Raw genomic sequence first — 13210 nt, forward strand, 5'->3', positions numbered from 1 at the left:
CGGCATGCGCACCCGCCGCGGGTGCGGTTGCGGCCCGGGCGGGTCTCGATCACCTCCGAGAGCCCGAGACCGGCCGCCTTCTCCCGGGCCGACGGGAAGGCCCCGGTGCCTCCGCCGCCATCGAGCAGCCGTCCGGGTCCCGGTTCGGCGCCGGCCCGCCGGGCGCCGGCCGCGCCGGCGCGGTGAACAGGCCGAGGTCCACGGCGGCGGCCGGGCCGGTGCGGGGCGGACCGGCGGGAACCGCCGCCCCGCGATCCCGTCAGTGCGGCGCGCCGCGCCACCCCGACACCGGCAGCGCGAACTTGGCGACGAGCCGGTCCGTGAAGGACGCGTGGTGCAGCCGCGCGAGCCGCACCGGCACCGCACCGCGCCGTACCTCGACCCGCGCCCCGGCGGGCAGCTCCAGCGTGCGCCGCCCGTCGCACCACAGCACTCCGTGCGGAGTGCCGTTCTGCACCTCCACCGCCAGCACCGACGTCGGCGAGGTCACCAGCGGCTTCGCGAACAGCGCGTGCGCGCTGATCGGCACCATCAGCAGGGCCTCCACCTCCGGCCAGACCACCGGCCCGCCCGCGGAGAAGGCGTAGGCCGTGGAGCCCGTCGGAGTCGCGCAGACGATCCCGTCGCAGCCGAAGCCGGTCACCGGGCGCCCGTCGATCTCCAGGACCACCTCCAGCATCCGCTCCGGGGACACCTTCTGGACCGCGGCCTCGTTCAGCGCCCAGTCCCGGTGGACCACGTCGCCGTTCGTCCGCACGATCACGTCGAGCGTCATCCGCTCTTCGACCTCGTACGAGCGCGTCACCACCCGGTCCACGACCTTGTCCAGGTCGTCGCGCTCGGCCTCGGCGAGGAACCCCACCCGGCCCAGGTTGACGCCCAGCATCGGCACCCCCGAGGCGCGCGCGAACTCCGCGCCCCGCAGCAGGGTCCCGTCCCCACCGAGGACGATGAGCAGCTCACACCCGTCGAGCACCCCGGGGGTGGACTCGGTGACCAGCTCCACCTCGGGGGGCAGCGGCAGGTCCACCGCCTCGTGCTCCATGACGCGAACGCCCAGTCCGCACCTCAGCAGACCCTGCACGACCAGCTCGGCGCTGCGGATGGCCGCCGGCCGCCCGGTGTGCGCGAGCAGGAAGACCGTCCGCCCCTCCCCCGAAACAAGTGAACCCGCTGTACCCGCTGAACCCGCTGAATCTGTCACTGCGGCCCCTCCGCCACTGCACGGTCAACATCCGTCGGGTCGAGTGCCGGTGCCCCCGCCCGCAGCCACAGAAAGTACTCGACGTTCCCCGACGGCCCCGGCAGCGGACTCGCCGTCACCCCGAGGACACCCAGCCCCAGCTTCGCCGCCTGCGCCGCGACCTCGCGTACCGCCTCGGCCCGCAGCTCGGGGCTGCGCACCACGCCGCCGCTGCCCAGCCGGTCCTTGCCGACCTCGAACTGCGGCTTCACCATCAGCACCAGGTCCGCGTCCGGCGCGCAGCAGCGCACCAGCGCCGGCAGCACCAGACCGATGGAAATGAACGACAGGTCACCGACGACCAGGTCGACCGGGACCCCGTCGAGCTGTTCCACCGTCAGCTCGCGCACGTTCGTGCGGTCCTTGACGGTGACCCGGTCGTCGCTCTGCAGCGACCAGGCCAGCTGCCCGTAGCCGACGTCCACGGCCATCACGTGGGCCACGCCCGAGCGCAGCAGCACGTCGGTGAAGCCGCCGGTGGAGGCGCCTGCGTCCAGCGCCCGGCGGCCCTCGACGACCAGCCCCTGCGGCTGGAAGGCCGCCAGCGCACCGGCCAGCTTGTGGCCGCCGCGCGAGACGTAGTCGGGGTCTGCGTCGTCCTTGAGGACCACGAGGGCCGCGCTGGTCTCGACCTGGGTGGCCGCCTTGGTCGCGGTGGTGCCGCCGACGGTCACCCGGCCCGCGGCGATCAGCTGCGCGGCGTGCTCGCGCGAGCGGGCCATGCTGCGGCGTACCAGTTCGGCGTCCAGGCGGCGGCGTGCCACTCCTGCCACGTTCGGTTCAGCTCCTGTTTTCGTACGGTCCGGGGACGGGCGGTGCGTCCAGCGCGGTCAGCGCCTCGCGCAGCCCCCGGTGGACATCCTCGTACACCTCGACGTGTCCGTCCGCCGCGAGGTGGTCCGCGTCCGCCAGGCGCGCCAGGTGCGCGTCCACGCCGGCGTGGCCGGTGGGCGTGCGTACGACGCCCAGCGCCACGGGCCCGGCCGGCTCTGCGGGCTCGGCGGGCTCGGCGGAGGCATCGACTCGGGGGTCGGCGGCTTCGTCGGTCATGCCCCGACGCTACCCCGAAGCGCCCCGCGACCACGCATGGCTCTGCGGTACGGTCGTGATCACGATGGCTACGATCCAGGAGTGCCGCGAAGCACTCGACAACCTCTCCGGCAATCTCGCGCGGGCCGACGGCGCCGTACGCGGCGCGGCCGCGTTCGACCGTTCCCTGAGCTGCCACATCACCGACCTGGACCAGACGTTCACGGGCCGCCTCGACGCGGGCCGGATCCGGGTGGACGCGGTCGCTCCGGGCCCGCCCGCGACGAAGGCCGAGATCAGGCTCGCGATGACGGGCGACGACCTCGTGGCGCTGGTCGCGGGCGAGCTGAAGTTCGCGAAGGCCTGGGCCTCGGGCCGGGTCCGCCTGGAAGCCGGCTTCCGGGACCTGCTCCGCCTCAAGAGCATGCTCTAGCCCCGCCGGTCTTTTCAGCCTCGCCGGCGTTTGAGGCGCGGGGGTCCGGGGGCAGCACCCCCGGCAACGGCGCCGCACGCGCCATGCGGCACGGCACCGCCCGCCCGGCCGGGGGCTACTCCGCCGGGGCCACCGCACGGGCCTTGCGCGCCGCCGGAACCACCAGCGGCGTCCCCGTCTCCGGATCCGGGATCACCTGGCAGCGCAGCCCGAACACCTTCTCCACGAGTTCCGCCGTCACCACCTCGGCCGGCGGCCCCTCCGCGACGACCTTCCCGGCCCGCATCGCGATCAGGTGCGTGGCGTACCGGGCCGCGTGGTTCAGGTCGTGCAGCACCGCCACCAGCGTCCGCCCCTGCGTCTCGTGCAGCTCCGCGCACAGGTCCAGCACGTCGATCTGGTGCTGGATGTCCAGGTACGTCGTCGGCTCGTCGAGCAGCAGCAGCGGCGTCTGCTGGGCCAGCGCCATCGCGATCCACACGCGCTGGCGCTGTCCGCCGGACAGCTCGTCCACGGCCCGGTCTGCGAGCTCGGCGACCCCCGTCGAGGCCATCGACTCGTTCACGATCCGCTCGTCCTCGGCCGACCACTGCCGCAGCAGCCCCTGGTGCGGGTACCGGCCGCGCGAGACCAGGTCGGCCACCGTGATGCCATCGGGCGCGATCGAGGACTGCGGGAGCAGGCCCAGGGTCTTGGCGACCTTCTTCGCGGGCATCGACCCGATGGCCTGCCCGTCCAGCAGCACCCGCCCGGTGGACGGCTTCAGCATCCGCGACAGGGCCCGCAGCAGCGTGGACTTGCCGCAGGCGTTGGGGCCGACGATCACCGTGAAGGAGTTGTCGGGGATCTCCACCGACAGGTTCTCCGCGATGACCCGCTGGTCGTAGCCGAGGGTCACGTTCTCCGCGGTAAGCCGCTGCACTTGGGTACTCCTCATCAGGTTCATATACGTCCCGCCTTGCGCTCGGTGACGAGCAGCCAGAGCAGGTAGACACCGCCGACGAGGCCGGTCACCACACCCACCGGCAGCTGGTCGGAACCGAAGGCCCGCTGCGAGGCCCAGTCGGACACCATCAGCAGCACCGAGCCCATCAGGGCGGCGTTCAGCAGGTTCCCTCCGGGCGAGCGGGTCAGTCGCCGGGCCAGCTGCGGCGCGGCCAGCGCGACGAAGCTGATGGGCCCGGCCGCGGCGCTCGCCGCCGTGGTGAGCACGACCGCCGCGAGCATCAGCAGCATCCGCGTCCGCTCCACCCGCACGCCGAGCGCGTACGCGGCGTCGTCGCCCATCTCCATCATCCGCAGGGCCCGGCCCTGCCCGAGGACCAGCGGGAAGAGCACCGCGCACACCGCGAGCAGCGGCCACACCTGCGCCCAGTCCCGGCCGGCCAGCGACCCGGTCAGCCAGACCATGGCGCGGGTGGCCTCGATCAGCTGGGCCTTCGTGATCAGGTACTGGATCACGGCGATCAGGATGGCGGAGGCGCCGATGCCGACCAGCACCAGCCGGTAGCCCTGGATGCCCTGCTTGTAGGCGAGCAGGTAGACGAGGACTCCGGCCAGCAGACCGCCGAGCAGCGCGCCGACCGCGACCTCGGTGGCGCCGCCCTTGAACAGGACGATGACGACGAGCGCGCCGACCGCCGAGCCGTAGCCGAAGCCGAGCATGTCCGGGGAGCCCAGCGGGTTGCGGGAGACGGACTGGAAGACGGCTCCGGAGATCCCGAGCGCCGCACCGACGAGCAGCGCGACCAGGACCCGCGGCAGCCGCAGGTCGTTGACGATGAAGTCGGTGGCGGGGGTGCCGTTGCCGAGCAGGGTCTGCACGACGTCCCACGGCGCGATCCGGAAGTCGCCGGTGCCGATGAGCACGACGGCCATCGCGAGCGCCGCGACGGTCAGCAGGAGCCCGACGGCCAGGGCGCGCCGCTCGACGCGCAGCGAGACCCCACCGGGCAGGCGCATCGGGCGGGGGCCGGAGCGGCGGCTCTTGCCGGGGGTGTCGGTAGCGGTCACGGGGGTGGGCGCGGTCGCGGTCACAGCTGGGCCATCCTCTTGCGCCGAACCAGGTAGATGAAGACCGGGCCGCCGATGAGCGCGGTCACGACGCCGACCTGCAGTTCGGCGGGCCGGGTGACGACACGGCCGACGATGTCGGAGCCGAGCAGCAGGACCGGCGACAGGACGGCCGAGTACGCGAGCACCCAGCGCATGTCGGGACCGGTGAAGGCCCGGACGAGGTGCGGCACCATCAGCCCGATGAACACGATGGGACCGCACGCGGCGGTCGCCGCACCGCACAGCAGGGTGATGGCGACCATGGCGCCGATCCGGGTCCGCGTCAGGTGGGCGCCGAGCGCCCGCGCCGTGTCGTCGCCCATCGCCATCGCGTTGAGCGGCCGGCCCAGCAGCAGCGCGAGCACCGCGCCGACGAGCAGGAAGGGGGCCACCTGCCGGACGGTGTCCATGTTGGCCGAGGCCAGCGAACCCACCGTCCAGAAGCGCAGCTTGTCCAGCGCCTTGCTGTCCATCAGCTGCACGGCGTTGATGTAGCCGACGAGCGCCGCGCTGGCCGCCGTACCGGCGAGCGCGAGGCGCACCGGGGTCGCACTGCGGCTGCCGCCGAGCACGTACACGAGGACCGAGACGAAGGCGGCGCCGAGGAAGGCCCACCACACGAACTCGTTCAACGACGTCGCACCGAAGAAGCTGATCGCGGAGACCACGGCGGCCGCGGCACCCGCGTTGACGCCGAGGATGCCGGGCTCGGCCAGCGGGTTGCGGGTCAGCGCCTGCATCACGGCACCGGACAGGCCGAGCCCGAGCCCGACCATCAGCCCGAGCAGGGTGCGCGGGATCCGCAGATCCCGCACCACCACGTCGGCGGGCGTACCCGCGTAGGCGAACAGGCCGTGCCAGACCTCGTCCAGGGACATCGGCTTGGCGCCCACGCCGATGCTCACGACGGCGATCAGGGCCAGCACCGCGAGAGCGGCGAGCAGACCGGCGGCGCGCGCGGCATGGCGCGGGCGGGCTACGGAGGTGTCGGCGCCCTCGTCGGGCGCCGCGCTCCGTTCGGGTTCAGGGGGACTCTCGACCAACACGCAGGTTAGGCTAACCTACCTTCCGCACAGGCGGATCCCCCGGACCGCCCTTAAAGACCCAGCCTGGCCAGCGCCTTCGCCGCGTCGAACGTGCAGGACCCGTCCCCGGCCACCGTCCAGGCAGCCGCGCACAGCGCCCGCAGCCCGTCGAGCGGATCGCCGCCCTCCCCGGCTTCTCCCCCCTCTCCGGTCTCTCCGGTCTCTCCGGCTTCGCGCAGCTCCAGCACACCGCCGTTCGTCGCGACCGCCGTCCAGCCGCCACAGCGGAAACCCTCCGCGCACGGCTCCACTTCCGGCTGCCCGGCCAGCAACCCCCGCAGGTCCCGGTCCACATAGGTCGGACGGTGCCTGGGCTCGGCCCGCAGCAGCTGCTCCGCGTCCGTGACCCCGGTCAGCACCAGCAGCGAGTCCACCTCCCCGTTGAAGGCCCCCTCGATGTCGGTGTCCAGCCGGTCCCCCACCACCAGCGGCCGCCGCGCCCCGGTGCGCAGCACCGTCTCCCGGTGCATCGGGGGCAGCGGCTTGCCCGCCACCTGCGGCTCCGCACCCGTCGCGATCCGTACGACCTCCACGGCGGCCCCGTTGCCCGGCGCGATCCCCCGCGCCCCCGGAATCGTCAGGTCGGTGTTGGACGCGAACCACGGCACCCCGCGGTTGATCGCGTAAGAGGCCTCCGCGAACCGCCCCCACGGCAGGTCGGGGCCCCCGTACCCCTGGACGACCGCCGCGAGCCCCTCCTCGTCGGCCGACTCCACCGGCACCAGACCCCGCTCGCGCAGCGCGACCCGCAGCCCTTCCCCACCGATCACCAGCACCTTCGACCCCGGCTCCACCTGCTCCGCGATCAGCCGGGCCACCGCCTGCGCCGAGGTGATCACCTCGGCCGCCTCCGTCGGAATGCCCAGCTCACCCAGGTGCTCCGCGACCGCGTCCGGGGTCCGCAGCGCGTTGTTCGTGACGTACGCGAGGTGCATCCCGTCCGCCCGGGCCGCGGCGAGGGACTCCACCGCGTGGGCGATGGCCTCACCGCCCGCGTACACCACCCCGTCCAGATCCAGCAGCGCGGTGTCGTACGCCTGGTGCAGACTCTGCTCACTCGCCGCGGGACTGGTCCTGCTCTGCCGGGTCATCCTGTCCGCTCCTCCTGAGCCCCTCCCGGCGGTGGCCGGGAGGAGATCGATCTTGTCCAATTCCGTACCTGCCCCGATCATCCCGCATGGCAAGACGCGTCTTACCATGCACCAATGACCACTTCCGGTACTGCGGGGCACGGGCTGCGCCTGATCCCGTTCCATGGCCTGCGCTACGTCCCCGAGCGTGTCGGCAGCCTCGCCGCCGTCACCTCGCCGCCGTACGACGTGGTCGTGCGTCCCGACGGAGTCGACCACCTCGAATCCGCCGACCCGCACAACATCGTCCGCCTGATCCTCCCGCAGGCGGGTACCCCGGCCGCGCGCAACGAGCAGGCCGCGCGCACCCTGCACGACTGGCTGGCCAAGGGCATCCTGAGCGCCGACCCCGAGCCCGCGCTCTACGTGTACGAGCAGCGCCGGGCCGGCCTGCTCCAGCGCGGCCTCATCGGCGCCCTCGCCCTGTCCACCGCCGACGCCGGCATCGTCCTGCCCCACGAGGACGTCATGCCGGACGTGGTCACCGACCGGGCGGGCCTGATGCGGGCCACCTCCGCCAACCTCGAACCCCTCCTGCTCACCTACCGGGGCGACGAGCCCGGCACGGGAGCGGCCGCGGTCGTCGAACGGACCGCCCAGCTCGCCCCCCTGCTGTCGACCACCACCGAGGACGGCTTCCAGCACCGCCTGTGGGCCATCACGGATCCCGCCGAGCTCGCCACCGTCACGGCGGACCTGAGCCACCGCCAGGCACTGATCGCCGACGGCCACCACCGCTGGGCGACGTACCTGCGCCTCCAGGAGGAGCACGCCTCCCCCACCCCCTGGGACTTCGGCCTGGTCCTGCTCGTGGACACCGCCCGCTATCCGCTCCAGGTCCGCGCCATCCACCGGATGCTGCGCCGCCTCCCGGTCGCGGACGCCCTCGCCGCCCTCGACGGCCACTTCCGCGTCCGCCCCGTCGACGGACCGCTCCCGCTGGCGCTGGACGCCCTCGCGGACGCCGCGGAGCGCGGCAACGCCTTCCTGCTCGCCGGTGACGGTGCCTTCCACCTGGTCACCGACCCCGACCTGGCGCTCCTGGACACCACGGTCCGCCACGACCGCCCCGAGGCCTGGCGCCGGCTGGACGCCACCGTCCTGCACGCGACGCTGCTCGACGCCCTCTGGCACATTCCGGACGCCCCGGACCAGATCACCTACATCCACGACGCCCCGGCCACCGTGGCCATGGCCGAGCGGCACGGCGGCACGGCGGTCCTGCTGCATCCCGTACGCGAGGAAGTCGTACGGGACCTGGCCCGCCAGGGCGTCACCATGCCCCGCAAGTCCACGTCCTTCGGACCGAAACCGGCCACCGGCCTGGTCCTGCGCGGCCTGGGCTGACGACTTCCGGACATGAAGAAGGGCGGTACCCCGGCCGGGGTACCGCCCTTCTTCATGTCACCGTGCCTCAGGCCTTGTCGCCCTCGGCGTCGGCCTCGGCGTCGGCCTCGGACTGCTCCAGCGGCTCGTACTCCTCGTCGTCCTCGTCGTAGTACTCGGTGACGTCGGCGGCGCGCTCGGCCGCGGCGATCTCCGCCGCGTCCTCGTCGTCCTGGTCGTCGTCGCCCTCGTTCTCGTCCTCGGCGAGGTCGGAAAGGTCCATCGAGGCGTCGACGAACTCGACACCGTCGAGCTCGGCGAGACGGTCGGAGGCGTCGGTGGCCCCGTCCTTGTCCGCTTCGAGGGTCTTGGCGAACCACTCGCGCGCCTCGTCCTCACGACCGGCGGCCAGCAGGGCGTCGGCGTAGGCGTACCGCAGGCGCGCGGTCCACGGCTGGACCGAGTTGGAGGCCAGCTCCGGGCTCTGCAGGGTCACGATGGCCGCTTCGAGCTGCCCCTGGTCCCGCCGGGCACCGGCCGCGACCAGACGCATCTCGACCTGACCGGCCTTGTCCAGCTTCTGCACCTCGGGCTCGCCGGCCATGGCCAGCGCCCGCTCCGGACGGCCGAGGCCGCGCTCGCAGTCGGCCATGACGGGCCACAGCTCGACCGAGCCGGTCATGCGCTTGGCGGCGCGGAACTCGGCGAGGGCCTCGCTGTACTTCTGCGTGGCGTAGGCGGCGAAGCCGGCGGCCTCGCGGACGGCGGCGACGCGGGAGGCCAGCCGCAGGGCGATGCGCGAGTACGCGTACGCCTGCTCGGGCTCCTCGTCGATCAGCCGGGCGACCATGACGAGGTTCTTGGAAACCTCTTCGGCCAGGCCCTTGGGCAGGCTCAGCAGCTCCTGACGGACATCGGCGTCGATCTCGAGGCCGGTGACGTCCTCGTCGATCGGAAGCCGCTTGACCGGGTCCCGGTCACGGTCCGCGCGGAAGTCACGGTCGCCGCCACGGTCATCGCGACCACGGTAGCCACCACGGTCACCACCGCGATCGTCACGGCCACCACGGAACCCACCGCGGTCGCCGCCCCGGTCGTCGCGACGCGGGTAGGACGGGCGGTCGCCACCACGGTCGTCACGACCGCCACGGTAGCCGCCACGCTCGTCATCACGGCGCGGGTACGAGGGACGGTCGCCGCCACGGTCGTCACGCCCACCGCGGTAGCCACCACGGTCGCCGCCCCGGTCGTCGCGACGCGGGTAGGACGGGCGGTCGCCACCACGGTCGTCACGACCGCCACGGTAGCCGCCACGCTCGTCATCACGGCGCGGGTACGAGGGACGGTCGCCACCGCGGTCATCGCGACGGGGGTAGCTGGGGCGGTCGCCGCCACGGTCGTCACGACCGCCACGGAACCCACCACGGTCATCGTCACGGCGCGGGTACGAGGGACGGTCGCCACCGCGGTCGTCACGGCGCGGGTAGGACGGACGGTCACCACCGCGGTCGTCACGACCGCCGCGGTAGCCACCACGGTCGTCATCACGGCGCGGGTACGAGGGACGGTCGCCACCGCGGTCGTCACGACGGGGGTAGGACGGACGGTCGCCACCACGGTCGTCGCGGCGGAAACCGCCGCCACCACCGGAGGGACGGCCCCCGCGGTCGTCATCACGACGGGGGTACGAGGGGCGGTCGTCGCGGCGCGGGTAGGACGGGCGGTCACCACCGCGGTCGTCACGACCGCCGCGGTAGCCGCCACGGTCGTCATCACGACGGGGGTACGACGGACGGTCGCCACCACGGTCGTCACGACGCGGGTAGGACGGACGGTCGCCGCCACGGTCGTCACGACCGCCACGGAACCCACCACGGTCATCGTCACGACGGGGGTACGACGGACGGTCGCCACCGCGGTCATCGCGACGCGGGTAGGACGGACGGTCGCCGCCACGGTCGTCACGACCGCCACGGAACCCACCACGGTCATCGTCACGACGGGGGTACGACGGACGGTCGCCACCGCGGTCATCGCGACGCGGGAAGCTGGGACGGTCGCCGCCACGGTCGTCACGGCGGAAACCGCCGCCACCACCGGAGGGACGGCCGCCACGGTCGTCGTCACGGCGCGGGTAGGACGGACGGTCGCCACCGCGGTCGTCACGACGGAAACCGCCGCCACCGCCGCCGGCCGGGCGACCACCACGGTCATCACGGCGGAAGCCGCCACCGCCACTGGACGGCCGGCCGCTGGTACCACGGTCGTCACGACGGAACGGGGGGCGGTCGCCACCACGGTCGTCACGGCCCCCGCGGTAGCCGCCCCTGTCACCACCGTCGTTGCGACGAGGCTCGCGCTCCGGACGATCGTCGGGAGAGTTGGACATGGGTGTGACTCCTGTCTTCGGGGTACCGCTAGTCATTCTCGCGCAACCAACCCATGGCCGCGCTTCGGCGTAAAGAGGTAAAAACAAAAAAGGACCCTTGGTCCAGCGTTGAACGCTGGACCAAGGGTCCTTTGAAAGATTGTTCGGCGGCGTCCTACTCTCCCACAGGGTCCCCCCTGCAGTACCATCGGCGCTGAAAGGCTTAGCTTCCGGGTTCGGAATGTAACCGGGCGTTTCCCTAACGCTATGACCACCGAAACCCTATCGGTTTCGAGCGAACAAGCACACTTTGTAGTTATGTTCTAGCTCTAGAAACCAGCAACTGTTCGTTGCTTCAGAACTAACACAGTGGACGCGAGCAACTGAGGACAAGCCCTCGGCCTATTAGTACCAGTCAGCTTCACCCGTTACCGGGCTTCCACATCTGGCCTATCAACCCAGTCGTCTACTGGGAGCCTTACCCTCTCAAGGAGGTGGGAATACTCATCTTGAAGCAGGCTTCCCGCTTAGATGCTTTCAGCGGTTATCCCTCCCGAACGTAGCCAACCAGCCATGCCCTTGGCAGGACAACTGGCACACCAGAGGTTCGTCCGTCCCGGTCCTCTCGTACTAGGGACAGCCCTTCTCAATATTCCTACGCGCACAGCGGATAGGGACCGAACTGTCTCACGACGTTCTAAACCCAGCTCGCGTACCGCTTTAATGGGCGAACAGCCCAACCCTTGGGACCGACTCCAGCCCCAGGATGCGACGAGCCGACATCGAGGTGCCAAACCATCCCGTCGATATGGACTCTTGGGGAAGATCAGCCTGTTATCCCCGGGGTACCTTTTATCCGTTGAGCGACGGCGCTTCCACAAGCCACCGCCGGATCACTAGTCCCGACTTTCGTCCCTGCTCGACCCGTCGGTCTCACAGTCAAGCTCCCTTGTGCACTTACACTCAACACCTGATTGCCAACCAGGCTGAGGGAACCTTTGGGCGCCTCCGTTACCCTTTGGGAGGCAACCGCCCCAGTTAAACTACCCATCAGACACTGTCCCTGATCCGGATCACGGACCGAGGTTAGACATCCAGCACGACCAGAGTGGTATTTCAACGGCGACTCCACAACCACTGGCGTGGCTGCTTCAAAGTCTCCCACCTATCCTACACAAGCCGAACCGAACACCAATATCAAACTGTAGTAAAGGTCCCGGGGTCTTTCCGTCCTGCTGCGCGAAACGAGCATCTTTACTCGTAGTGCAATTTCACCGGGCCTATGGTTGAGACAGTCGAGAAGTCGTTACGCCATTCGTGCAGGTCGGAACTTACCCGACAAGGAATTTCGCTACCTTAGGATGGTTATAGTTACCACCGCCGTTTACTGGCGCTTAAGTTCTCAGCTTCGCAACCCCGAAAGGTCACTAACCGGTCCCCTTAACGTTCCAGCACCGGGCAGGCGTCAGTCCGTATACATCGCCTTACGGCTTCGCACGGACCTGTGTTTTTAGTAAACAGTCGCTTCTCGCTGGTCTCTGCGGCCACCCCCAGCTCACGGAGCAAGTCCGATCACCAGTGATGGCCCCCCTTCTCCCGAAGTTACGGGGGCATTTTGCCGAGTTCCTTAACCATAGTTCACCCGAACGCCTCGGTATTCTCTACCTGACCACCTGAGTCGGTTTAGGGTACGGGCCGCCATGAAACTCGCTAGAGGCTTTTCTCGACAGCATAGGATCATCCACTTCACCACAATCGGCTCGGCATCAGGTCTCAGCCTTGTATGAGGGACGGATTTGCCTACCCCTCGGCCTACACCCTTACCCCGGGACAACCACCGCCCGGGCTGGACTACCTTCCTGCGTCACCCCATCGCTTACCTACTACAAGTCTGGTTCGTCGGCTCCACCACTTTCCTTTCCCCGAAGGGTCCGGAACGGCTTCACGGACTTAGCATCGCCTGATTCGATATTGGGCGTTTCAAAGCGGGTACCGGAATATCAACCGGTTGTCCATCGACTACGCCTGTCGGCCTCGCCTTAGGTCCCGACTTACCCTGGGCAGATCAGCTTGACCCAGGAACCCTTAGTCAATCGGCGCACACGTTTCTCACGTGTGTATCGCTACTCATGCCTGCATTCTCACTCGTGAACCGTCCACAACTAGCTTCCGCTGCTGCTTCACCCGGCACACGACGCTCCCCTACCCATCACAGCAGGCGTTGGCCCTATTGCTGCAATGACACGACTTCGGCGGTACGCTTGAGCCCCGCTACATTGTCGGCGCGGAATCACTTGACCAGTGAGCTATTACGCACTCTTTCAAGGGTGGCTGCTTCTAAGCCAACCTCCTGGTTGTCTCTGCGACTCCACATCCTTTCCCACTTAGCGTACGCTTAGGGGCCTTAGTCGATGCTCTGGGCTGTTTCCCTCTCGACCATGGAGCTTATCCCCCACAGTCTCACTGCCGTGCTCTCACTTACCGGCATTCGGAGTTTGGCTAAGGTCAGTAACCCGGTAGGGCCCATCGCCTATCCAGTGC

General features: G+C 70.1%; 10 protein-coding genes, 2 rRNA genes and 1 pseudogene (1 of these 13 cut by a window edge). 2 read left to right on the forward strand and 11 right to left on the reverse strand.

What is annotated here, in order from left to right; genetic code table 11:
- Positions 1–259: 259 nt before the first annotated feature.
- From ACXNSR_RS09635 to ACXNSR_RS09645, 3 genes are read right to left on the reverse strand one after another with little or no spacing between them, the layout of a single operon-like run.
- The gene (locus ACXNSR_RS09635) at positions 260–1204 is read right to left on the reverse strand and encodes an NAD kinase (protein WP_458641686.1); all 945 of its coding nucleotides are present in this window, start codon (positions 1202–1204) and stop codon (positions 260–262) included.
- Positions 1201–2016 (reverse strand): TlyA family RNA methyltransferase, encoded by an 816-nt coding sequence (locus ACXNSR_RS09640; RefSeq protein WP_458641687.1) that lies wholly within the window; start codon positions 2014–2016, stop codon positions 1201–1203. Before ACXNSR_RS09640 ends, ACXNSR_RS09635 begins: the two co-directional genes overlap by 4 nt.
- A gap of 7 nt (positions 2017–2023) precedes the next feature.
- Positions 2024–2293: a hypothetical protein gene (locus ACXNSR_RS09645; protein ID WP_458641688.1), complete on the reverse strand. Its 270-nt coding sequence runs from the start codon at positions 2291–2293 to the stop codon at positions 2024–2026.
- Between the two features lie 64 nt (positions 2294–2357).
- Between ACXNSR_RS09645 and ACXNSR_RS09650 the strand changes: the two genes are divergently transcribed.
- Positions 2358–2705 carry an SCP2 sterol-binding domain-containing protein gene (locus tag ACXNSR_RS09650; RefSeq protein ID WP_458641689.1) on the forward strand — a complete coding sequence of 116 codons (348 nt, stop codon included), beginning with the start codon at positions 2358–2360 and terminating at the stop codon, positions 2703–2705.
- Positions 2706–2820: 115 nt separating this feature from the next.
- On the opposite strand, the gene ACXNSR_RS09655 is transcribed toward ACXNSR_RS09650, so the two are convergent.
- The 4 genes from ACXNSR_RS09655 to ACXNSR_RS09670 form a co-directional block, all read right to left on the reverse strand.
- Entirely contained in the window at positions 2821–3627 is an 807-nt protein-coding gene (locus ACXNSR_RS09655) for an ABC transporter ATP-binding protein (protein ID WP_458643248.1), read from the reverse strand.
- 20 nt (positions 3628–3647) lie between these two features.
- Positions 3648–4667 (reverse strand): FecCD family ABC transporter permease, encoded by a 1020-nt coding sequence (locus tag ACXNSR_RS09660; RefSeq protein ID WP_458643249.1) that lies wholly within the window; start codon positions 4665–4667, stop codon positions 3648–3650.
- Positions 4668–4738: 71 nt separating this feature from the next.
- Entirely contained in the window at positions 4739–5806 is a 1068-nt protein-coding gene (locus ACXNSR_RS09665) for a FecCD family ABC transporter permease (protein ID WP_458641690.1), read from the reverse strand.
- A gap of 50 nt (positions 5807–5856) precedes the next feature.
- Entirely contained in the window at positions 5857–6936 is a 1080-nt protein-coding gene (locus ACXNSR_RS09670) for an HAD hydrolase-like protein (protein WP_458641691.1), read from the reverse strand.
- 114 nt (positions 6937–7050) lie between these two features.
- Between ACXNSR_RS09670 and ACXNSR_RS09675 the strand changes: the two genes are divergently transcribed.
- The gene (locus ACXNSR_RS09675) at positions 7051–8322 is read left to right on the forward strand and encodes a DUF1015 family protein (RefSeq protein ID WP_458641692.1); all 1272 of its coding nucleotides are present in this window, start codon (positions 7051–7053) and stop codon (positions 8320–8322) included.
- A 67-nt stretch (positions 8323–8389) separates the two neighbouring features.
- Here ACXNSR_RS09675 and ACXNSR_RS09680 read toward each other — a convergent pair whose 3' ends face one another.
- From ACXNSR_RS09680 to ACXNSR_RS09695, 4 genes and pseudogenes are all read right to left on the reverse strand, one after another.
- On the reverse strand, positions 8390–9199 hold the full coding sequence (locus tag ACXNSR_RS09680; protein ID WP_458643250.1) for a hypothetical protein: 810 nt from the start codon (positions 9197–9199) through the stop codon (positions 8390–8392).
- A gap of 372 nt (positions 9200–9571) precedes the next feature.
- A pseudogene (locus tag ACXNSR_RS09685) lies at positions 9572–10675 on the reverse strand (hypothetical protein); the annotation flags it as partial.
- A 156-nt stretch (positions 10676–10831) separates the two neighbouring features.
- A 5S ribosomal RNA gene (gene rrf / locus ACXNSR_RS09690) occupies positions 10832–10948 on the reverse strand.
- A 106-nt stretch (positions 10949–11054) separates the two neighbouring features.
- Positions 11055–13210: ribosomal RNA gene (locus ACXNSR_RS09695) — 23S ribosomal RNA — on the reverse strand; it runs 968 nt beyond the window's last position.

The sequence above is a fragment of the Streptomyces sp. NC-S4 genome, from assembly GCF_054353315.1.